Here is a 22,830-nt window from a genome sequence, read left to right on the forward strand (position 1 = left end):
TTTATCATAAAAATTTGAAAAGAGTAAGGAATAGAGAAAAAAACCGTTCAACTGTGTGAACGGCTATAGTAAACCATTTCTCCCGCATAATCTGAATTGCCGTTTGGTGAATAGGGAAGTGACTTTTTCTCATACTGATCCAGGTAGGAAAAATCATGAACGTTTCTTGCCGTCGGCAAATATTTCAGACTGGAAATTGGCAGGGACAGGCCAGTTTCTTCACAGAACCCGTAAGAGCCGGTATCCATTTTGCTTAGCGCGTGTTCGACATCCCTCAGCTCTTCTTTAACATGATGCAAAATCGTTCCATTGTGCGCTCCATCATGGTCTGATTCAAACATAGAGTGGTGGAACAACCGCTCCTGAAGCTCCTTCCGCATTAATTCAAGCTCCTTTCGGATCGAAAAAAAATCATTGCTCAATGCGGCTCAACTCCTGCTGTAAGGTTTGTAAAAATAGTTTATCCGTTCAGCGGAGTCTAACCCTGTTCATTTTTTTCCACAGATGACTATTGCCGGGAAACGAGGAGCTGTTTCAATCAAATAAGGGAGTTAACTGTGTTAAAAAAGGGGCTGCCGAGTAATTCCTTTTGAATTTTAATGAAAAGCTCTGTTAAACTTGGCTGTTGATTGCAGCTAGCAGGCGCTTGCTTATCCAAGGACTGGGCGGTGAGCCTCCTCCTCGCTTAGCTCTTAGCTCGGAGTCTCACGCCTTCCGCTCCAATCAACAGGTGTGAAAAATCAACACGATGCTTTAACAAAGCCTAATGAAAAGAGCTGTTGACCTGACTGATTTTCACTTCAGGCCGCTCAGCAGCGGGCGTAGCGGGTGGTAACCTCTTGGGAAACTTGGAGGTAAGCACCTTGCGCTTCAAACAGCCACACCGGCCGGTTTGGATCAAAGCGATTTTCACAAATAAGCCCCCGGAATGACCCGGGGGTTTTTTGTTTCTATATTTTCCATTGAAAGGACTTTTTAGACAGCCCCTTCCATTGGTTAAGATGTATATTCTTCTTTTACTATGCTTGCACAGCGGGCGCACAGACCTGGATGTTCAAGGTCCTTTCCTGTTTCAGGCGTGACAATCCAGCAGCGCTCACATGTTCCGCCCTCGGCCGCCTCAACAGTAATCTTCATGTTGCTGAAGTGCTGCGCATGAGCCGGAGCCGAATTCAGATCTCCGCCAATTTCAAAGCCCGAGACAATGAAGAGCTGCTTTAAATCCTCTTCGACTGACCCAAGAAGCGCTGCCGTTTTATGGTCTGGATAAAGTGTGATCTTCGCAGTCAGTGACTTGCCAATGACCTTCTCACTTCTGGCGTTTTCAAGAGCTTTTAGAACATCGTCGCGAAGCGTCATAAAGGCATCCCATTTTTCCTCAAGCACTTCAGCATTTTCGATCTCCATGCTTTCCGGCATATCCGTCAGCTGTACACTCTTTGCCGCTTCGGAGTCAATATGCTCCCAGACTTCATCTGCTGTGTGAGGGAGGATAGGCGCCGTAAGCTTTGTAAGTGCGAGCAGAGTTTGATGAAGGACCGTTTGGATGGCACGGCGGTCCGGGTGATCTTTCCCTTCAATGTATAGAACATCCTTTGCAAAATCAAGGTAAAAGGAGCTCAATTCAATCGTAAAGAAGTTATGAACTGCATGATAGATCACGGCAAATTCATACTCTTCATACGCTTTTTTCACTTTATCAATGAGCTTGTTAAGCTTTACGAGCATGTAGCGGTCAACATCCCGCAGATTTTCCCAGTCTGCTGCGTCTGCCGGAGTAAAATCGGCAAGGTTTCCAAGAAGGAAGCGGAACGTGTTCCGGATTTTCCGGTATACTTCAGCGACCTGCTTAAGAATAGCGTCGGATACCCGTACATCTGCCTGATAGTCCACGGAAGCGACCCATAAGCGGAGAATGTCCCCACCGAGCTGGTTCATTACTTTGGAAGGCAAGACAACGTTTCCGATCGATTTACTCATTTTTCTGCCCTGGCCGTCCAGTGCAAACCCATGGCTAAGCACCCCTTTATAAGGCGCTTTGCCTGTTACAGCTACAGATGTGGACAAGGAGGAGTTAAACCAGCCTCTATACTGATCCGAGCCCTCCAGATAAAGATCAGCCGGCCGCTTGAGATCTTCACGCTCATGAAGAACTGCCTGGTGGGAAGAACCCGAATCAAACCAGACGTCCATTATATCCATCTCGCGGGAGAACGTGCCGTTCGGGCTTCCTTTATGTGTGAATCCCTCAGGCAGAAGATTTTTTGTTTCACGCTCAAACCACACGTTGGAGCCGTGTTTCCGGAATAGACCGGATACGTGGCTGATTGTTTCATCTGTAATGATCGGCTCGCCATTCTCTGCATAAAAAACAGGAATCGGAACTCCCCAGGCGCGCTGTCTGGAAATACACCAGTCTCCACGGTCTCTAACCATATTAAACAGCCTGGTTTCTCCCCAAGCAGGGACCCATTTTGTTTCTTTAACAGCTTCCAGCAATTCAGACCGGAAATCTTTAATGGATGCAAACCATTGGGCCGTTGCTCTGAAGATGGTTGGCTTCTTTGTTCTCCAGTCATGCGGATAGGAGTGGGTGATAAAGGAAAGCTTCAAAAGCGCCCCGTTTTCCTGAAGCTTTTCGGTGATGGGTTTGTTCGCTTCATCGTAAAAAAGCCCTTCAAACCCGGGAGCTTCCTCGGTCATTACTCCTTTTTCATTGACTGGGCAAAGCACATCAAGGCCATACTCTTTCCCGACTAAAAAGTCATCTTCCCCGTGGCCAGGCGCCGTGTGAACGCAGCCAGTACCGGCATCTGTCGTAACATGCCCGCCAAGGACGACGAGTGATTCTCTTTCATAGAGCGGATGTTTCGCAGCTATCCGGTCCATTTCCTTCCCTTTCAGGGTTCTGACGGTTTCGAAGTCCTGCCATTCAAGCTCTTTCGCTACGGAGGCAAGCAGCTCTGTGGCAACTACATATTTCGCGTCATTTGCCCGCACGACGGTGTATTCAAGATCTGGATGCACAGCAATTCCAAGGTTCGCTGGAATGGTCCATGGAGTTGTGGTCCAGATGACAATTTTTTCATCCTCCTCCAAAACACCTTTTCCATCTGCTACGTCAAACGCAACGTAAATAGAGGGAGATTTTTTATCCTGATACTCAATTTCAGCTTCTGCAAGGGCTGACTCACTTGAAGGAGACCAGTAAACAGGCTTTAAACCTTTATAAATATACCCCTTTTTAGCCATTTCTCCGAAAACAAGAATTTGCTGCGCTTCATATTCAGGTTTCATCGTGACATAAGGGTGATCCCAGTCTCCTCTTACCCCCAGACGTTTAAACTGCTCGCGCTGGCTTTCAATTTGAGTCCAGGCGTATTCTTCGCAAAGCTTTCGGAAATCTGCTACAGACATTTCCTTGCGGTTCACTTTTTTGTTTTTAGTCAAAGCCGTTTCTATCGGAAGACCATGTGTATCCCAGCCCGGGACATAAGGGGCGTTATAGCCGCTCATCGATTTGTAGCGGACGATAAAATCCTTTAGAATTTTATTAAGTGCATGACCCATATGGATATCACCGTTGGCATAGGGAGGGCCATCATGCAGAATAAATAGAGGACGGTCCTTCGTATGCTCCTGAACCATTTTGTAGATGTTCATTTCTTCCCATTTTTCCTGCATTTCCGGTTCTCGCTTTGGCAGATTGCCGCGCATAGGGAACTCCGTTTTTGGCATAAGCAGCGTATTTTTATAATCCATTCCGTTTCCTCCTAAAATAAAATACAAAAAAGCCTTCTCATCCCTGTGGAAAGGGACGAGAAGGCTTGCTTCACGCGGTACCACCCTTATAGACACGCAAAAAACGCATCCGCTTAAGCATTCGTATCGGGAATGATGCGCCTTCCCTACTCAGTTTTTCAGGAAGGAACTCAAGGGTGATGTTCGTCTGAAAACTTTACCCGGGCTCCCACCGCCCCCGGTTCGCTGAATAAAGGCTCCATTCAGATTACTATCCCTGTCATCGTCGGTTCATATTTCGATTGTGCTCAAATTATATGCGAATATCCGGCAAAAAGTCAAGGACGGTATTTTGCTTCTTCATCCTCGCCGGCATAAACAGCTTCCGCTTCGTATTCGAGCAGATGATCCCAATCATCATTCTTTAAAAGATCAAGCTGTGCTTCAATCAGCATCTGGAAACGGGTGCGGAATACTTTAGACTGTTTTTTAAGCTCTTCGATATCCATGGCAATTCTGCGGGATTTCGAAAGGGATTCATTAATGATGCGGTCGGCATTTTTTTCGGCTTCCTTTATGATCAGCTTAGCTTCCTTTTGAGCATTGCGCTTTACTTCTTCAGCCGTTTCCTGTGCAATCAGAATGGATTTATTCAAGGTTTCCTCAATGACCGTATAGTGGCTCAGCTTTTCTTCCATATCTGCAACGCGTGCTTCAGACTCTTTCTTGTCACGGATGACCATTTCATAATCTTTAATAATCTGATCCAGAAACTCATTTACTTCGTCTTCATCATAACCGCGGAACCCTTTATTAAATTCCTTATTATGAATATCAAGCGGTGTTAAAGGCACTATAGGCCACCTCCATATGTATCGGTATACGTCCCTGCATACCATTATAATTCATTATTCGTGAATTTTGGGGCAAAACCTCCAAATTTCACGATTATTTTTGCCGCCCATAGTGCATTCTGATCTTGTCTTTTTTCGTCCGGCCAAGAATTTCTGTGATTTTGCTTCTGCCATACCCTCTTACAGAAATTGTGTCCCCTTCCTGACACTCCATTGCTCCCTGCTCTGCTGTGCGCCAGTTTACCTTAATATGCCCTGCCTGCAAAAGGGGCTGAACCTTTTGCCGCGAAAGTCCATAAATCGCAGCGGCTACTGCATCAAGGCGGAGAGAACTGACAGTCGCCGATGCCTCATTCCAGCTCTCCGTAACGGCAATGGCATTAGAGAAGCTGATTTTTTTCAGCTCCACTTTAGATTTCCCAATTTCAGTTAGCTGAAGCCTCAGGAAATCATCCATTTCCTTTGCCGCCACAAGCTGAATGACTTCGTTTTCCATCAATATATCTCCGTATTTGGAACGCTTAAGTCCAATGGACATTAACGCTCCAAGCACTTGAGGGTGTTCAAGGGCTACAAATTTTGCAGGGTAGCTGATTTCGTATAGGATCAGGTCAAAGTCTTCTTTCCCGGGTTTCATGTAATCAGGATGAATAAGAGCTCTTTTTCTCTCTGCTCCAGGGGCGCCGCCGTCGAAAGCTGCTTTAGTCTCCATTTGATCGCCTACAATTGACTGTACGATTTCCTGCTCCCTGGGGTCCAAAAAGTCCGTAAGTTTCGCACTGTAAGAGCTTTGGACGAAATCCTTCCAGCCCATTACTTTTTCAACAAAATCCCGCTCATCTTCTCTGAAATGCTGAAATAAATCTGTCATGTTATCACCGTTTCTATATAATGGGTGCTTCGTTCACGTTTTCCCTAAGGCGTAAAAGTAAAAACACGGATACTCAGCTATCAAGTGCATTCACTTAAACTGGTGCCGTGTTTTCTCTGCACACATAGAAAAAGGGACTTTTTCGTCCCTTTAAATCAGCTGATCATATTGTATAAAGACCATAGACCGCCTTGTGCAAGATTCAGAACAAGGATGGCTACAATTGGAGAAAAGTCGATCATTCCGAAAGATGGAATGATTCTACGGAAAGGCTCTAAAAACGGTTCGCAGATTGAAGCGAGAATTTCTCCAAATTTAGTTTCTCTCGCGTTCGGAAACCAGGACATCAGAATGTAAATGATGATGGCGTACGAATAAAACCGCAGCAAATACCCTAATACTGTAAAAACAATGCTCATTGTCCATTACCACCTTTGAGGTTCATCTTCAACTGCCAGTTCAGAGATTGTGCCCGATACATCTACGTTATCAGGCGTACAAAGGAAGATATTCAGCCCTACCTTCTGTATATCTCCGCCTATCGCATAAACTGTTCCACTCAGAAAATCGACGATTCGTTTCGCCTGATCATGCTGGATGCGCTGAAGATTCACGACGATTGCCCGGCGGTTTTTCAGCTGATCTGCAATATCCTGAGCTTCCGAATAAGCGCGGGGCTCGCATAAAACTACTTTAGAGGATTTTTGCACACTTTGCAAACTAACGACATTTTGTTTGCCTTCTTTTTTTGCTGCCGGCTGCTCGGCAGATCCATATTCCTCTTCAAATGTTTGTTCTTCCTGGTACTCGTAATCCTCTTCATCCAGCACAAAAAAATTCTTAAAGCGGTTTTTAATACTCATGTTTACACCTCCTGGTTTATCCTACAAGGGAAGAGCCGATTCGAATAAACGTAGCTCCCTCTTCGATCGCAACTGTATAATCATTTGACATCCCCATTGAAAGATCATCACAAGGGGCGTGGCTCAATTCCATAGCCTTCACTTTGTCCCTAAGCTGCCTTAAAGATTGGAAGGTCTGCCGGATGAGCCCTTTGTCATCCGTGTTTGGCGCCATGGTCATGAGTCCTGAAATCAGGATATTCGGATATTCCCTGCACGCCTCGATGAAGGGGATGGTTTCGTCCGGAGACAATCCATGTTTGGATTCCTCGCCAGAAGTGTTTACCTGCACAAAGCATTTAACGGGAGCGTCTGCCCGTTTATCAATTTCTTTTGCAAGTGAGAGCCTGTCCAGTGAATGTATGTAATCGATCTTATCAATAACATTTTTCACTTTTCTCGTTTGAAGAGAGCCGATAAAATGCCAAACCGCCCGGGCCCCAATACGGTCAAATTTGCCGGAGAGGCCTTCATCCCTGTTCTCTCCGAGATGAAGAATTCCCGCTTCAACCGCTTCCTCTGCCCGGTCTGCTGTCACATACTTGGTTACTGCCACTACATGGACATCTTTACGGTTCCTGCCTGACCGCCTGCAGGCTGCTTCAATATTCTCAATGATTGCAGTCAGATTTTGTTTTACTTCCAATCAGGAATCCTCCTCTTTTAAACCTATAAAACCGATCATTCGTCCCGTTCGGCCGGCATCTCTTCTATGGGAGAAGAATAAATCCTTTTCGCAGCAGGTGCACAGTCCGGAGACGGAAATCTGGTTATCGGAAAGACCTGCTTTTTTCAGCAAAGCTGCATTTAGTTTTTTTAAATCCAGACGGTATTGACCCGGCTCTGTTTCTACCCAGGGAAGCTCTTCATGGTGATTAAACAGTTTGTTCACTTTTGAAATGACACGGTCGTCGACTTTATAGCAGCATGGGCCGATTGAAGGACCAATCGCGGCATGAATATTTTCAAGAGAAGCACCCTCTGCTTCAAGCCAGGCAGCAATCATTTCACCGCCAATATTTAATACGCTTCCTTTCCATCCTGCATGGGCAATTCCGATGAGTTTCGCCTTTTTTTCATAAAAAAAGATTGGTACACAGTCTGCATATGCAAGGGCTAGGACAAGACCAGTCTGATTTGTGTAAAGTCCATCTGCTTCCAGTATCGCCTGATCGTAATGAAAGGCACCGCTTCCTCTTTCCTTTTGACCGGCTTTGACTATTCTTTTTCCATGAACCTGGTCTGCAAACACCCAGTTTTCCAGAGATATGCCTGCCTCAGCGGCGCATAACCTCCGGTTCGCCACGACGTCCTCCCGAACATCCTGGACATGGAGGCCCATATTTAAAGATGCATATGGATCCTTGCTGGTCCCTCCATCTTTCACCGTAAAACCTGCCAGGATGGAGGAGTCCACTCCTGTAAAACGGTTCAGGCTCAAAAATGTATCCCGGTCACTTGAAAACAGCTCAGAACTCATACCGATCTCCTTTTCGACAAAAATCCTATGATGAATGCCTTTATTTTACCACATCTTTCCCTTGATGTTCATAAATAAAGGGCAAATTTAATCATTTATAAGCCTCTGATTCTCTCTAATCCTGGGAAGCTTCTTTTGAAGCTACGCGGACCAAAATGACGTCTTCTCCAATCTTTACTATGTTTCGCCACGGGATGACAAATTCCTCTTCCCGCCCGAAAAATCCAAGCATTTTCCCCGGGCCTGAGATGATGATCGCCTGGATTTTTCCTGTCGTCACATTAATGTCGAAATCCCCGATGCTTCCAAGCTTTTTTCCATCAGAAACGTTGACAATATCCTTAGTCTGGAACTCGGATATATTCATCATGTACTCCATCTCTCCTTAACAAATCTCTTATTAACCAATGTATGACCGGTTTGGTTCAGTATTCTAAATACCGGTACCCGCGGCGCCAATTTCCTCAGCAAAACCTGAGCCCGTATTAAAAAATGCAGCAAAAAAGGAACCTCGCCGTTTCCGGCTCAGTTCCTATGGCTTGTCCCTATTGCTGGATGTTCTTGTTCATTTGCTTTATAGCAGCCTTCTCAAGCCTTGATACCTGGGCCTGTGATATTCCAATTTCGTCTGCCACTTCCATCTGGGTCTTTCCTTGAAAGAAACGCTTCCTGAGGATAAGCTTTTCCCTGTCATTCAGCCGTCTCATTCCTTCTTTTAAAGCAAGCTCTTCAATCCACTGAATATCTCTGTTGCGTTCATCGCTGAGCTGATCCATAACGTAAATCGGGTCTCCGCCATCATTGTAGATCGGCTCAAACAGGGATACAGGATCCTGTATGGCATCCAGGGCAAATACGATCTCTTCATGAGGAACTTCAAGGACTTTTGCAATTTCTTCTGCAGAAGGTTCTCTTGATGTCTGAGTCATCAGCTTTTCCCTTACTTGAAGGGCTTTATACGCGATGTCTCTTAAGGAACGGGAAACCCTTATCGGATTATTATCCCTCAAATACCTTCTAATCTCCCCGATGATCATAGGTACAGCGTATGTTGAAAATTTAACATTTTGTCCCAGGTCGAAGTTATCGATGGATTTCATAAGCCCGATGCAGCCGACTTGAAATAAATCATCGACAAACTCCCCACGGTTGTTGAAACGCTGGATGACACTCAGAACCAATCTGAGATTTCCATTTACGAGTTTTTCTCTTGCTGAGTTGTTCCCGCTCTGCATTTCTCTGAAGAGAATTCTCATTTCTTCATTTTTCAGCACGGGAAGTTTTGAGGTGTCTACTCCGCAAATTTCTACTTTATTTCGTGTCACATCTTTCCCTCCAGTCAGGAGCTGCTGTACAAAAAACAGTATTTCCTGCAGTTGGAAAAATATGCACATTGGAAACAGCTCATGACTGCACTTTTTGCTTTGGTCCAAATAAAAAAAGGGTTTGTCTCCCCTTTTATTTTTTCTGTTCTATTCGCCTGCCGGCAGCCGGCTGGTTATCCAAGGGCGGCTCTATACCTGTCTCTTCGCCTCGCCCGGCCTGCCCCAGCAGCTTCTGCTCCGATCAGCAGGTGCTGCAATAGTCATCAGCCTGCTTGAATACAGGATGGCATATTAGAAAATCATACCATTTTGTTGAATTCCTTCCTTAATCGCTTAATAATCCTTTTCTCGAGCCGTGAAATGTATGATTGCGAAATTCCGAGCATGTCCGCTACATCTTTTTGCGTTTTCTCCTCTCCGCCCTGCAGTCCGAAACGGAGCTCCATAATTTGTTTTTCTCTTTCATTCAGCTGCTGAAGAGCCTTCAACAGCAATTTTTTGTCAACGTTTGCTTCCAGGTCCTTAGTAATAATATCATCATCCGTTCCAAGCACATCAGACAAAAGAAGCTCATTGCCGTCCCAATCAATATTCAAAGGTTCATCAAATGAAACTTCAGACCGTATTTTGTTGTTTCTTCTCAAATACATTAGTATTTCATTTTCAATACACCTGGAAGCATATGTAGCCAGCTTTATTTTTTTTTCTGGATTAAACGTATTGACCGCTTTAATCAGCCCGATTGTTCCTATGCTGATCAAGTCTTCAATATTGATTCCGGTATTTTCAAATTTTCTGGCAATGTAGACAACAAGCCTGAGATTCCGTTCAATTAAAATAGCTCTTGCCGCCTGATCCCCTTTCGGCAGTTTTTTCAAAAGAATCTCTTCTTCATCTTTATTAAGCGGAGGCGGCAGTGCCTCGCTGCCTCCGATATAGTAGATTTCATCCGTCTTAAAGCCGAGCTTGGTTAGGACTTTATACCACCAGTACGTCACTTTGAGCCTTAAGTTTTTCATCTTTCTCCCCCTTCTAATATTAAAGGATGCGGGTAAATTTATAATATTCTGGTTGATTTAGGACACATGTGCCGAGGCTGCCCCCTGAAGCATTTGCGGATGAACAATACAGCTAAAGTCCCCATCGGCCGAAAGTTTGGATGAACTCAGCCCGATAATGGCTTTTTTCACGCTGATTTCTTCTTTTTCTGTATGAATGGTGATCGAATCCGGCTTCAGACCGATTAAGAATTGATTTTGCTGCCCTACGCCTCTGTAGGGGATAATCCGCATTCTTAAACCCCAGTGCTCGTCTAGCTCCGGCAGATTTTCAAGAATGTTTCCGGACATCACATGATCTGCTAGCTCTAGCGGAATCTCATCTCTCAGCAGGGCCGTATCTGCAATCATGACAGGAGTCCGGGTGATGGGATCAAACAGCTGGTTCCCGCTGTCAATTAAACCTTTCATCGATAGAACGGAGTCGCCAAATACCGCAGTAACATTCACAATTTCATGATATTGAAGCTTTTTCACCTGAACATCCTTTCCGCGTCCGGATGAAAACAGCCACAGCAGCGGGAAACCGCAGATAACCAAAATCCAGGATACCGGGTCTCCAAATCCTGTCGTCTGTGTAACAAGTACACCGTTTGCGAGATAGCTGTCCTGCTGAAGAAAATAGTGCGTCCCGATCAGGCCTCCACCAATAGCAAACGTGACAAAATAAAACATAAGCATATTTTGCAGAAAATAGCTGATGCGGACAAAACCATAAGCTGTATAGACCATAGCAGCAGAAATGAGAACTTTTCCTGCTGGGCTGCTGAAAAACGGGCTCACTGGGGTAAACATGAATAAGATGATCGATGAACCAATCAAGCTTCCCAGCAAAAGCCGATACCACACTTTCGGCCTTTTCAAAAACACTGAGGTAAGCAGCAGCAAAAACAAGTCAAATAAAAAATTCAGCATCCATATGACATCTAGATAAACGGACAATGTTCAACCTACTTCCTTAACAGGCTAATGATTGTCTTATATGCAGGATATAGCCATAAGTATATAGAGATCGTCCTGTAAAGTCTGTCAATTCATGAAGGGGAAACCCGTGTTTTTTTCAGGGGTTTTGTCGGAACAAAACCCCTTCTATCCGGAGAGTTTCTCTTACCCGGTGCATAAAAAAAAGCCTGGCATCATCGATGTGCCAGGCTTAAACTCTATTTATCTTCTTCTGTTGCGGTTGCGCAGGAAGGTAGGTATATCCAGTGCATCGTCCGGCTGCTGCTGGCGGGGAGTTTCATTGTATGGTGCAGGTTCCTCGCGCTTTACCTCACGATCACGCTCGCGTTTCTGAGGCATAGCAGGCTTGTTAGGAGCAGGCTGAGCCGTTCCTCCGAAGCGAGGCTGTTTAGGAGGGTTAATCTCCTGCTCGCTGAAGCCGGTCGCAATGACAGTAACTACGATCTCATCCTTAAGGTTTTCATTAATTACAGAACCGAAAATCATATTCACTTCCTGATCGGAAGCAGAAGCAACGATATCCGCGGCTTCCTGAACTTCATAAAGACTTAAGTTGGCACCGCCCGTAATGTTCATCAAGACACCTTGAGCTCCATCTATGGATGTTTCAAGAAGCGGACTTGAGATAGCTTTTTTAGCAGCTTCAGCCGCTCTGCTTTCTCCAGTGGCAACACCAATTCCCATCAGGGCAGATCCACGGTTGGACATGATGGTTTTTACATCAGCAAAGTCAAGGTTAATCAGACCGGGTACTGCGATTAAATCCGAAATACCCTGTACACCCTGCCGCAGTACGTTGTCTGCCTCTCTGAAGGCTTCAAGCATCGGTGTATTTTTATCAACAATTTCGAGAAGACGGTCATTTGGAATGACAATCAGCGTATCAACGGATTCTTTCATAGATGAAATTCCGCCTGAAGCCTGCATCGCACGCTTTCTTCCTTCAAAAGTGAACGGACGTGTTACAACTCCAACAGTTAATGCACCTAAATCTTTTGCAATTTGAGCTATGACAGGGGCTGCACCTGTACCTGTTCCTCCGCCCATTCCGGCTGTCACAAATACCATGTCAGCGCCTCGAAGCGCTTCTTCAATCTGCTCTTTGCTTTCTTCCGCTGCCTTTTTCCCGACTTCAGGGTTGGCACCTGCGCCAAGACCTCTCGTAAGCTTAGAGCCTATTTGCATTTTTACTTCTGCTTTTGATAGATTCAGTGCCTGTGCATCCGTGTTGACGGCAATGAATTCCACCCCTTGAACTCCATGCTCGATCATGCGGTTTACTGCGTTGTTCCCGCCTCCGCCTACACCTATTACTTTTATTGTTGCTAAACCGTCAATATTCGTTTCAAACTCCAACATGCATAATCCTCCTAATCCATCAATCACTTCTGGTTGATCGTTTTAATCAAAGAAGTAGCCGAAAAACTTTTTCACTTTGCTTTGCTTCTTATCTTCATTTGGCTGTTTAGGCTTGCTTGTCCGCTGAGGCTGTTCTTCTCTTACAGCTGCCGCCTGTTCAGTGTAAGCTTCCTGGGATACGTTGGAACCAATTCTTCTTCCCTGAATTTTAGCATTTTTGTAAGCAAATTGGATAAGCCCTACACCTGTCATATACCGCGGCTCTCTGACCCCTATATAATCAGGGCTTGCAATTCTCACACTGCTCTGTAGCATATCCTGTGCAAGCTCAAGCACTCCAGGCATGCTGACTGTGCCGCCGGTAAGCACGAAACCGCCCGGCAGATCTCTGACTCCGAGACGTGCAAGCTCATGCTGCACCATTTCAAATAGCTCCTCGAGTCTTGCTTCAATGATATCAGAGATTTCCAGCTGGTTAAATTGCTGTTTTTGATCCGTACCAATTATCGATACTTCAAAAACCTCGTCCGGTGAAGCATGATCATAAAATGCATGCCCATGCTTTACCTTGATTCTCTCCGCCTCTTCAGTAGCGGTCCGTAAGCCAATGGACAAATCCTTAGTAAGATGCTCTCCCCCTATTGGAAGGACGGAAGATGACCGGAGATGACCCTGCTCAAAAAGAGCGATCGTTGTGGAGCCGCCGCCTATATCTATCATGGCAACTCCGAGATTTTTCTCATCCCGGGAAAGTGCTACAGAACCGGCAGCCAGCGGCTGGAGACAAATGTCTGTAATTTCAAGCCCCGCACGTTCCACACAGCGAAGCAAATTATGTAAGATTGTTTTGGAACCGGTAATGATTGTCCCTTCCATTTCAAGCCTTACCCCAAGCATTCCGCGGGGATCATTTATTTCATCCAGACCGTCGACAATAAACTGACGGGGTATGACATCAATAATTTCTCTTTCAGGAGGAATCGACATAACCTGTGCCGCTTCTATAACGCGGCGGACATCTTCATTGGCGATTTCCCTGTTTTCACTGGAAACCGCAACCACTCCATGACATTCCTGAAGATGTACATGGTTTCCGGCAACTCCTACTACAACTCTTTTAAGTGGAATTCCTACCATGCGCTCCGCTTGTTCAACGGCTTTCTTAATAGAATGAACGGTTTCGTCTATATCTACGATCGAACCCTTTTTTAATCCTTCTGACTTGACGTTCCCAACACCTATTACGTTAAGAGCATCATCGGCCATTTCTCCGATGATTACTTTAACACTGGATGTACCGATGTCGAGACTCACGAAGATTTCACTGTTGTTCATTCTATGGCACCTCCTTCTCTCTCTACATTTCTATTCTATTATTTGATAAGCTGGATTACAATCTGGATCTTGGATTAGGGCACGATTTACGTGTGTAATCTGCCTTTTCATGCCAAAAACAGCAGAATCGCTCCTTTTCGGTTAGGCCAGAAATTCCGCTATAGGAATTTATTCGGCAAAAGAAGCATTTTTCCCTCTAGTTTACTCAACTTTTTTTACATTTTTCCTGGCTTCACTCCATTTAGCAATCAGAATTCTCCTGATAACCGCAATGTTTTGAAACAGCCTTACACCAAAGGCAAAGACCGCCACCAGATATAAGTCTACACCAAGATGTACACCCAGAAAAGCTAAAGCCGCTGCCAATAAAATGTTAAAAAAGAATCCGGACACGAACACAAGCTCATCGTATATGTTTTGAAGCTGGGCGCGTATTCCCCCAAGCAGGGTATCCAAGGCAGCCAGGATCGCAATGGACAGGTAATTTGAGTACTCTGCAGGGATTTTAATTTCAGTGGTAAAACCAAGAGCAATCCCGAGGATCAGCCCAAGCACTGGCAGCCACATTAGTTAGTTCCCCCTTTAACGCCTTCATCATATGAAAGCTTGCCGCTGGGGATTTTCTTATCGCTTCCCGGAATCACGATATCAGATGAGGGATCCTCTGCTTCAAGCTTAATATTATCGATGGCGAACAAGTCATGAGTACCGGATGCTTTAACCCTGTCAGACAGCTTTTCTGCATCCTCCGCAATGATTCTGATTTCAATGGGAAGCGAATTTAATGAGTAGCCGTCCATTTTCGTCACTCCATTTATGTCACGGATCACGGTTGTGCCGGTAACCCTTATGCCATTGATGGAAATATACTTTGCATCGTACGTATTCAGTTCATTTAACAGTCTTCTCAGCAGGTCCGGTGAGACAGATAGAGTATTTTCCCCAATCAGCTCTTCATTAAACAGTGGTTTCAGGTGAAGCACGAGCCCTTCTCCTTTTACTTCGGTTAAACCGGCTTGGATTTTGAGCTCCTGCAGCGTATTTTTCAAAGCAGCTTCACCCGCCGCCTCTTCCCCTGATTCATAGGTGCTTAAAAGCTCATCGTATTTTCTTATACCTGCCACCAGCTCCGTATGTTTTTTCTGCTCTTCCTTTAAATCTTCCCTGATTTCCCATAGATCCCTTGTGTCTCGAATAACCGGCTCCTTTATCGATAGAAACTGAACGGACAGCATAAAACCGAAGAGACCCATGATCAGCGTGTAGCCCACTATCTTTTTCTGTCCTGACACATTCTTTACTCCTTACATCTATGAGCGCTCAGGATGCACGTTCACCCTGAAGCATAGGTTTCATTGTAATCTCACTTTTCTTTTCAGATTTTACGACGATATTGTCGTAGACGAGCTGATCAGATATTCCGCCTGAAATAGTAAAGGCAGCAAGCATCGTATCCGGGTCCCCTATCGCTGATATGACGAACGGAGCTGGGAACTGATTTCCATCCACTGTCACAACCGGGCCGTTGCAGTAAATATAGGAGTCTGCAGAAATTCGCTGCCCGTTGATTGAGACAGCAGAAGCACCGGAAATTAAAAGTTCATTGATTACTTTAAAGATGTGGCTTTCGTGAACAATATAATTATTGGCATTTTCATCGGCAGGTACGTAAGAAGAGTCTTCGAGGGTAATCTGAACCCCCTCCCCTTTCACGCCAATTTCACCGACATACATTCTAAGCTCTTCAATTTCTTCCACCATGCCGCTTGAAGCCTGCTTGTCTTTCTTTAGGTTTTCTTCAAGCTTTTGTACGCTTTGCTGTTTTTTATGCAGCTCTTCCCCAAGCTCAAGATTCTTTTCTTCCTGTTCCACGAGAAGCTGCCTTGATTCATATTCTTTATTCCACTTTTCTGCTGAAATGCTTCCCTTGCTTCCTTCATTCGTAAGCTGGTAGGAGAACGCAATCAAATATCCCAGGACAAGCATAACCATGGAGAGCAGAATATACTTACCCTTGAACTTCATCTGTCTCTTCTCCCTGTTTTGTTTTTCCGCTGTTTTCTTCAGGCTTGTCAAAGGATTCAAAATACGTGCCCACTTCCATATGAATGATCCCTTTTGAACCTGGCTTCAGCTGAGACACAATTGAAGGATAATCCTTAATCTTTTCTGCTATGTTCCGCACGGAGCCGCTGATGATAAACCCTTCGTTCATATACAATGTGATATGCCAGGAATCATTCTTCTCAGGTGTATGGTAAACCTCTGAAATGGAGGCGGTGATCGGCTTCGGAATTTTCAGAAGAGCGGTTGCCATTTCCTGAAGGTGTTCAGCGTCGTTCCAATTGATCAATATTGGAGCATCAGCAGGCAGCGACTGTGCGTCCGATTTTATTACCACTCCGTTTTCAAGTATCGGCAGATAGCTTCCATTTTTTTCAGCATAAGCCACCCGCCTATACTCTTCGACTTGAAGAGTGACTTTATTGGGGAAAGTCTTTAAAACTTGTACAGATTTTATTTCTTTTAGTTTTTTTACATTTGCTATTGTCTTGTCTTCATTAAGATTCCAGAAGCCTGTCCCCTTCTCAACTCCGCTGGCTTTCAGGATTTCCTTTTCAATTGAGTGGGAATTTCCTGTTACTTCAAGGACCGCTATTTTACTGAGCGGAGACTGAAAATAAATAACAAGAAGAATCAAAATGAAAAACAGGCACAAAAACATAATGAGCCTTTTATTGGTTTTTTGCTTGCGCTGCTGTTTCAATTTGGGGATGCGGTCTTCGATCGAAACAATTTTTTCCTGTTCCATTCGATTATTCAAATTCCCAATCACCTTTCTGAACAAAAGCGGAAGGGAGTGCATAAAGCTTTAAGCGCCATCTGCAGCAAAGAACGGACGTGGTGCATAGGTCTGCAGCAGTGTTTGGGTTTTGCGGCGCTGCAGCGGTACGCAGACATGAGCCTTCCTTTTTCTTTTCCGCTGACATTCATTCTATAGTTTTCTACTGTAATTCAAAATTTATAATATAAACAAACGGCATCCAGGATGCCGTTTTACATTTTTCCTATATTAGTCATTATAGCACAATAGGCGGATTAATTAAGCTGTTTTATCAGGTTTCCGCCCGATAATTTCGACTTCTGTTTCAAGCTCCACTCCATATTGTTCAAAAATGGTTTTTTTAATAAATGCAATCAGATTCAATACATCTGCAGCCGTTGCACCGCCTGCATTCACAATAAAGTTTCCGTGCATATCCGAGACTTGCGCTCCGCCTATCCTATGACCTTTCAGCCCTGCTTTTTCTACCAGTGCCCCTGCATATTCAGGCAGCGGGTTCCTGAATATGCTCCCTGCACATGGATAATTCCAGGGCTGGGTTTCTCTCCGGTAATCTTTATTTTTCTGCATGATTTTTACAATGGATTCCTTTTCGCCAGCTTCCAATTGAAGGACAGCTTCCAGGCAAATACCGGGTCGCTTATTTTGAAGAATTGAAGTGCGGTAGGAGAACTGCAGGTCTTCTTTTGTAAGCCAGGCAATGGTGCCGTCTTCAAACAAGATGCGGGCTTTGAGCAGTATTTTGCTCATATCCGAGCCGTGCGCTCCTGCATTCATGTAGACTGCCCCGCCTATAGAACCGGGGATGCCGCTTGCAAATTCAAGTCCTGAAAATCCTTTTTTGCTGATAATAGTAGCAAGCTTAATCACAGAATAACCGCCGCCAACCGTCAGTATGTCACCGTCCAGCTCCATATGGTCCAGGCCATCGGAAAGCTTGATTACCACTCCTTCAATTCCCTCATCTGAAACGAGAAGATTGGAGCCTCTGCCGATTGCCCGCCACTTGATCTTGTATTTCTTAACAATCTGGATGATGGTTTCAATGCTCTCAACCCCATCAGGCTGTACAAGACAATCCGCCGGTCCGCCTATTTTCATCGTAGTATGCTTGGATAATGGTTCATTGACCAGTATTTTGCCAACTTTTGCCTCTTCTAACTCTCTGATGACGTTCTCCATTATGCCCTCCTGTAAAACAATCATTAATTTTTGCTGCCTGATACTTCTTCCAGCACCTCTGCGAGCCGGGCCGCTGCATCGGGCATCCCGATTTCAGAGGAAGCAGTCCTCATATTCATTAGCTTTGCTTCATCCTTCATAATGCTGTCTATTTCGCTGAGAAGCGATTTCCCTGTTAAATCCTTTTCCAGCATCAAAACAGCAGCACCTTTATCACTTAGAGACCTCGCGTTGACTTCCTGATGGTTCGCTGTAACATACGGACTTGGAATAAGAATGCTTGGAAGCCCCAGCGCTGTGATTTCAGCTATGGATGTAGCGCCTGCTCTTCCAACGATCAAATCTGTTCCGGCCAGCACTTCCGGCATATTGTGGATGAATGGCTTGATAATTACATTTTCAGGAGATCCGAGTGTCTTTGCTTCTTCTGCGACTTGATTATAATGAACTTCACCTGTAACGTAAAGAATCTGGTAATCTTTTTTACCTAAATCCGGAAGAACCTCTAGAATGGCCTTATTTATCGGCCTCGCTCCCCTGCTCCCGCCAAAAACGAGGACAGATTTTTTCCCGGGCTTTAACCCTGCAGACAATTTACCTTTTTCCCCGTTTACCCCTGCGACTTCAGAAGCACGCGGATTCCCTGTCATAACTGCCTTATTGCCTGGAAAATACCGTCTCGCTTCTTCAAAGCAAATCGCAACTTTATCTGCATATCTTGCTAAAAATTTGTTAGTCAGGCCCGGAAGACTGTTTTGCTCATGGATCACGCACGGAATCTTTAATTTTGCCGCTGCATATACAACAGGGCCGCAAACGTACCCTCCTGTTCCGATTACAGCATCCGGCTTAAATTCTTTTAAATATTTCCTGCTGGTCTGGACTCCCTTTAAAAACCTCATGACGGTCTTGGCGTTATCCAATGAAAGTTTCCTTTTGAAGCCTGTAATCTCAATGGCTTTAAAAGGGATCCCTTCTCTTTCCACAATTCCTTTTTCAAGGCCGTTCTCTGTTCCTATGTATAAAAATTCCGCCGAGGGATTTTTCTTTTTCATCTCTTTGATTAATGCCAGTGCCGGATAAATATGGCCTCCGGTTCCGCCTCCGCTGACAGCGATCTTCATTCCGTTTCCTCCTCGATGCCCTTTTTTATAAAAGCTTTTGTAAATTTGGCTGTTGACTGCAGCATCCGTTTGCCTATCCGAAGCAGCTGAGCAACTCCTGGCTCTCACTTGTCCCGCTGCTCTGAGCCCGAAGACTCGCGCATTCCGATTCATTCAGCAGATTTAAACATCAACACCATGCTTTAATAAATCCATTTTTAAATGGGATGGGCTGGCACGGCAAGCTCAGGCACAGCTCTTCTGCGGAGTCTTCATCCTAAGCAGGGTCAGCCTCATCCGACAAATGGCCTGTTTGTTTAATATTTTGCATATCGGCTGATATTCAGCAATACCCCTATTCCCATCAGCATTAACGTCAGGGATGAGCCGCCATAGCTGAGAAAAGGAAGGGTGATACCGGTGACCGGCATAAGGCCTGTTACGACACCGATGTTGATCATAACCTGAATGGCCACCATTCCGATAACCCCTACTGCCAAAAAGGCTCCGTACAGATCCGGTGCACCAAGCGCTATTCGAATACCCCTCCAAAGCATTAGGCAGAACAGAAGCAAAACAAGGGACCCTCCGATAAATCCGAGTTCTTCTGAAAGAATCGCGAAGATGAAGTCAGTTTGAGGTTCCGGCAAATAAAAGAACTTTTGCCTGCTTTGACCCAATCCCATTCCGAATAACCCGCCCGGCCCGATTGCATACAAAGACTGGATAATTTGAAATCCGCTTCCTAACGGGTCCTGCCACGGATCCATGAATGAAGTAATGCGCTTCATCCGATAGGGCGCAGATAAAACGAGGGCAGCGAATCCAGCCACACCAAGCAAGCCTAGCAGGCCAAAATGCCGAATCCTTGCTCCTGCTGTAAAAATCATCACAACAGACGTTCCAACCATCACTGTACCTGTTCCAAGGTCAGGCTGCAGCATAATCATTCCAAAAGCTATAAAAACAAGTCCCAGTGAGGGAACAAGGCCTTTTCTAAACGATGTAATCTTCTTTTGATGCTCAGAAAGGTATTTAGCTAAAAAAGCAATCATGGCAAATTTCATAAACTCCGATGGCTGAATGGAAAATGCCCCGACACCGATCCAGCTTCGGGAACCGTTGCGCTCCATCCCAATCCCCGGCACCAGTACCGCTATCAGAAGAACAAAACAGGCCAGCATCAAAACTTTAGCCCACGTTCTCCATGTCCAGTAATCTATGTTCATAATAAAAAACATGCCGATGACTCCAATGCCGGCAAATAACAGCTGTCTTTTCGCAAAGAAAAAGGAATCATCAAATTTATAGTCTGCCCAGATTGCACTGGCGCTGTAAACCATTATAAGGCCCACTGCCAGCAGCAGAAGCGTGACAATAATTAAAATAAAATCCGGAGTCGTTTTTTTCGCCGTCAAAGCCATACACCTCTATTTCGTCTAAAGGGTCAGGCTCCCGGCAGACGCCGCGGTACGAGCCCTCAATCTAGCTTATGCACGGCACTTGCAAACATGTCTCCTCTTTGTTCAAATGTCTTATACTGATCCCAGCTTGCACATGCGGGAGATAGCAGAATAATATCGCCTTCATTCGAAAGACCGTAAGCCGCGCCGGCTGCCTGTTCCACATTATCGACACGTTTGATCACTTCTATTCCGGCTTCTCTTGCTGTTCTTTCAAGCTTTGGAGCGGTTTCTCCAAAACTGATCAGCGCTTTTACATTCTTCATGGAAGGCTTTAATTCATCAAATTCATTTCCTCTGTCCAGCCCTCCGGCAAGAAGAATAACGGGCTGCTCAAAGGCATCAAGCGCTTTAGAGGTGGCCAGAATATTGGTTGCTTTTGAATCATTGTAAAACTTGCGTTCCCTTATGGTCCGCACGTGCTGAAGACGGTGCACAACTCCTGAAAATGATGTAAGAACGCTTATGATGGCCTCATTTGAGCATCCTCTCGTTTTGACAAGAGCGATTGCGGCCAGTATGTTTTCCAGGTTGTGTTTCCCCGGAAGAACAATGTCCTTTACATCAATGAGGCGTTCCGTCCCGTACCAAATCGCTTGATTGCGGATAAAGACCCCTTCTTCAAGCTCCTGTTTGACAGAAAAAAAGACTTTTTTGGCCCTCGTATTTTCAGAGAGTCTGCATACCTCCTGATCGTCTGCATTAATTACCGCGTGGTGATCAGGATTCAAATTCTCATAGATTTTGCCTTTCGCATCTGCATACGCTTCTCTTGTCCCGTGATAATCGAGATGGGCATCAAATAGGTTTAGGATAACAGCTGCAGCCGGCCTGAAGGTGTTGGTGCCCTGGAGCTGAAAAGATGAGAGCTCCATTACTATGACCTCTTCCTTTTGAGCATGTTCGGCTACTTCACAGGCTACCGTACCAATGTTGCCTGCGATGAGCGGCTTGAAGCCGCCTTTTTTCAGCATTTCATACACAATTGTCGTTGTGGTCGTTTTCCCGTTTGAACCCGTGATCCCAATGATATCTGCTTCAGATATAAGATAAGCGAGTTCTACCTCTGTAATAATCGGAATCCTTTTTTCAGCAGCCTGAACGAGCACTGGATTGGTATATGGAATACCCGGGTTTTTCACAACGATTTCAATCTTCTCATCCTCGAGCAGTGTTTGAGGATGACTGCCGCAAATTACTTTCATTCCCATATCATGAAGAATCTGCGCTGATTCATTCTCTTCATAGGGTTTCATATCATTTACCGTCACGTCAGCACCCAGCTTATGAAGGAGCTTTGCTGCTGCAAATCCGCTCTTGGCAAGCCCGAGTACGAGAACAGGTTTCCCTGCAAATGTTTGTATTGTCTTCACTTACATCCACACCTCAATATAAATTCCGATAACAGCAAAAATAAGTCCGGCTGTCCAGAATGTAACGACAACACGCCACTCTGACCAGCCTGATAACTCATAATGGTGATGGAGTGGACTCATTTTAAAAACTCTTTTACCGGTCGTTTTAAAGGAAATGACCTGAATGATGACCGACAGAGTTTCCAAAACGAAAATCCCTCCAATCAGGACAAGCAGAATTTCAAGCTTTGTCAAGATTGCCACCGTCACGATCGCGCCTCCCAGGGCAAGCGATCCGGTATCGCCCATAAATACTTTGGCTGGATGGGCATTAAACACAAGAAACCCAAGAACAGCCCCGGCCACTGCCACAGAAAAAATGGCAACATCAATCTGATTCTGATTCCAGGCAAGAATGGCAAACGCTCCAAACGCAATAGCAGCCGTTCCGGAAAGCAATCCATCCAAACCGTCTGTCAAATTGACCGCATTGGATCCTCCAACCAGCATAAAGACAATCAGCAGCACATAGGCCCAGCCGAGATCAAACGCAAATTCTGTGCCCGGCACACGGATTTCTGTTGAAAAATTGTATTGTCTGAAAACCAGGTAAAACACGATTGCAATCATAATCTGTCCGATAAGTTTTTGCTTAGAAGTCAGGCCCAGATTGCGCTTCATCACAACTTTTATAAAATCATCAAGGAATCCCAGCACTCCGTATCCAAATGTAACAAAAAGCAGCAAATACATTTCTACACTTGGCTGAGCAAATTTCCCCGTCATCACGAGGGTCGTTACAATAATAGAAAGAATAATCATGATACCGCCCATAGTAGGCGTTCCTGATTTTTTCATATGGGACTTCGGACCTTCATCCCGAATGCTTTGTCCAAATTTCAATCTTCTTAAAAACGGGATAAAGACAGGAGAAAGCAGAACGCTAATTAAAAACCCCATCAAAATGGTAAATAAAATAACTTGCTCAAGCACT

The 22,830-nt window shown here is 45.0% G+C and carries 23 protein-coding genes and 1 other annotated feature; all 23 genes read right to left on the bottom strand.

Going from position 1 to position 22,830, the window contains the following annotated elements:
• Positions 1-47: 47 nt before the first annotated feature.
• Positions 48-422, bottom strand: a complete 375-nt coding sequence (locus tag ACQCVE_RS04115; protein ID WP_426861714.1) for a TraR/DksA family transcriptional regulator — start codon at positions 420-422, stop codon at positions 48-50.
• A gap of 574 nt (positions 423-996) precedes the next feature.
• Positions 997-3,762 carry an isoleucine--tRNA ligase gene (gene ileS / locus ACQCVE_RS04120; protein ID WP_426844532.1) on the bottom strand — a complete coding sequence of 922 codons (2,766 nt, stop codon included), beginning with the start codon at positions 3,760-3,762 and terminating at the stop codon, positions 997-999.
• 48 nt (positions 3,763-3,810) lie between these two features.
• Positions 3,811-4,034: a binding site (T-box leader), on the bottom strand.
• A gap of 45 nt (positions 4,035-4,079) precedes the next feature.
• Complete coding sequence (locus ACQCVE_RS04125; protein ID WP_426861715.1) at positions 4,080-4,595, bottom strand: DivIVA domain-containing protein; 516 nt, start codon at positions 4,593-4,595, stop codon at positions 4,080-4,082.
• A gap of 94 nt (positions 4,596-4,689) precedes the next feature.
• Entirely contained in the window at positions 4,690-5,466 is a 777-nt protein-coding gene (locus ACQCVE_RS04130; protein WP_426844534.1) for an RNA-binding protein, read from the bottom strand.
• Positions 5,467-5,621: 155 nt separating this feature from the next.
• The gene (locus ACQCVE_RS04135; protein ID WP_426844535.1) at positions 5,622-5,885 is read right to left on the bottom strand and encodes a YggT family protein; all 264 of its coding nucleotides are present in this window, start codon (positions 5,883-5,885) and stop codon (positions 5,622-5,624) included.
• Between the two features lie 6 nt (positions 5,886-5,891).
• Positions 5,892-6,329, bottom strand: coding sequence for a cell division protein SepF (locus ACQCVE_RS04140; protein WP_426844536.1), 438 nt, complete (start codon positions 6,327-6,329; stop codon positions 5,892-5,894).
• A 16-nt stretch (positions 6,330-6,345) separates the two neighbouring features.
• Entirely contained in the window at positions 6,346-7,014 is a 669-nt protein-coding gene (locus ACQCVE_RS04145; protein ID WP_426861717.1) for a YggS family pyridoxal phosphate-dependent enzyme, read from the bottom strand.
• Complete coding sequence (gene pgeF / locus ACQCVE_RS04150; RefSeq protein ID WP_426861719.1) at positions 7,015-7,848, bottom strand: peptidoglycan editing factor PgeF; 834 nt, start codon at positions 7,846-7,848, stop codon at positions 7,015-7,017.
• A 115-nt stretch (positions 7,849-7,963) separates the two neighbouring features.
• Complete coding sequence (locus tag ACQCVE_RS04155) at positions 7,964-8,218, bottom strand: YlmC/YmxH family sporulation protein (RefSeq protein WP_426844539.1); 255 nt, start codon at positions 8,216-8,218, stop codon at positions 7,964-7,966.
• A gap of 175 nt (positions 8,219-8,393) precedes the next feature.
• The gene (sigG, locus tag ACQCVE_RS04160; protein ID WP_426844540.1) at positions 8,394-9,242 is read right to left on the bottom strand and encodes an RNA polymerase sporulation sigma factor SigG; all 849 of its coding nucleotides are present in this window, start codon (positions 9,240-9,242) and stop codon (positions 8,394-8,396) included.
• 230 nt (positions 9,243-9,472) lie between these two features.
• Positions 9,473-10,192, bottom strand: a complete 720-nt coding sequence (gene sigE / locus ACQCVE_RS04165) for an RNA polymerase sporulation sigma factor SigE (RefSeq protein WP_426861720.1) — start codon at positions 10,190-10,192, stop codon at positions 9,473-9,475.
• Positions 10,193-10,249: 57 nt separating this feature from the next.
• The gene (gene spoIIGA / locus ACQCVE_RS04170) at positions 10,250-11,173 is read right to left on the bottom strand and encodes a sigma-E processing peptidase SpoIIGA (RefSeq protein ID WP_426861722.1); all 924 of its coding nucleotides are present in this window, start codon (positions 11,171-11,173) and stop codon (positions 10,250-10,252) included.
• Positions 11,174-11,395: 222 nt separating this feature from the next.
• Positions 11,396-12,553, bottom strand: coding sequence for a cell division protein FtsZ (gene ftsZ, locus ACQCVE_RS04175; RefSeq protein ID WP_426844543.1), 1,158 nt, complete (start codon positions 12,551-12,553; stop codon positions 11,396-11,398).
• A 42-nt stretch (positions 12,554-12,595) separates the two neighbouring features.
• A complete protein-coding gene (gene ftsA, locus ACQCVE_RS04180) occupies positions 12,596-13,888 on the bottom strand; it encodes a cell division protein FtsA (RefSeq protein WP_426861724.1) in 1,293 nt (430 codons plus the stop codon).
• Between the two features lie 201 nt (positions 13,889-14,089).
• A complete protein-coding gene (locus ACQCVE_RS04185; RefSeq protein WP_426844545.1) occupies positions 14,090-14,455 on the bottom strand; it encodes a small basic family protein in 366 nt (121 codons plus the stop codon).
• A complete protein-coding gene (locus ACQCVE_RS04190; protein WP_426861726.1) occupies positions 14,455-15,180 on the bottom strand; it encodes a DUF881 domain-containing protein in 726 nt (241 codons plus the stop codon). The genes ACQCVE_RS04185 and ACQCVE_RS04190 overlap by 1 nt, the downstream gene beginning before the upstream one ends.
• A gap of 28 nt (positions 15,181-15,208) precedes the next feature.
• The gene (locus tag ACQCVE_RS04195; protein ID WP_426861727.1) at positions 15,209-15,913 is read right to left on the bottom strand and encodes a DUF881 domain-containing protein; all 705 of its coding nucleotides are present in this window, start codon (positions 15,911-15,913) and stop codon (positions 15,209-15,211) included.
• Positions 15,897-16,712 (bottom strand): cell division protein FtsQ/DivIB, encoded by an 816-nt coding sequence (locus tag ACQCVE_RS04200; protein WP_426861728.1) that lies wholly within the window; start codon positions 16,710-16,712, stop codon positions 15,897-15,899. Before ACQCVE_RS04200 ends, ACQCVE_RS04195 begins: the two co-directional genes overlap by 17 nt.
• Before the next feature lie 279 nt (positions 16,713-16,991).
• Complete coding sequence (gene murB / locus ACQCVE_RS04205; RefSeq protein WP_426844549.1) at positions 16,992-17,915, bottom strand: UDP-N-acetylmuramate dehydrogenase; 924 nt, start codon at positions 17,913-17,915, stop codon at positions 16,992-16,994.
• Positions 17,916-17,938: 23 nt separating this feature from the next.
• A complete protein-coding gene (gene murG / locus ACQCVE_RS04210; protein WP_426861729.1) occupies positions 17,939-19,039 on the bottom strand; it encodes an undecaprenyldiphospho-muramoylpentapeptide beta-N-acetylglucosaminyltransferase in 1,101 nt (366 codons plus the stop codon).
• Positions 19,040-19,335: 296 nt separating this feature from the next.
• Positions 19,336-20,436 carry a stage V sporulation protein E gene (gene spoVE / locus ACQCVE_RS04215; protein WP_426844551.1) on the bottom strand — a complete coding sequence of 367 codons (1,101 nt, stop codon included), beginning with the start codon at positions 20,434-20,436 and terminating at the stop codon, positions 19,336-19,338.
• Positions 20,437-20,498: 62 nt separating this feature from the next.
• The gene (gene murD, locus ACQCVE_RS04220) at positions 20,499-21,854 is read right to left on the bottom strand and encodes a UDP-N-acetylmuramoyl-L-alanine--D-glutamate ligase (protein ID WP_426844552.1); all 1,356 of its coding nucleotides are present in this window, start codon (positions 21,852-21,854) and stop codon (positions 20,499-20,501) included.
• On the bottom strand, positions 21,855-22,829 hold the full coding sequence (mraY, locus tag ACQCVE_RS04225; protein WP_426844553.1) for a phospho-N-acetylmuramoyl-pentapeptide-transferase: 975 nt from the start codon (positions 22,827-22,829) through the stop codon (positions 21,855-21,857).
• Between the last annotated feature and the right edge of the window lies 1 nt (position 22,830).

Source organism: Metabacillus sp. 113a (assembly GCF_050107635.1).
Taxonomy (GTDB): Bacteria; Bacillota; Bacilli; order Bacillales; family Bacillaceae; genus Metabacillus_B.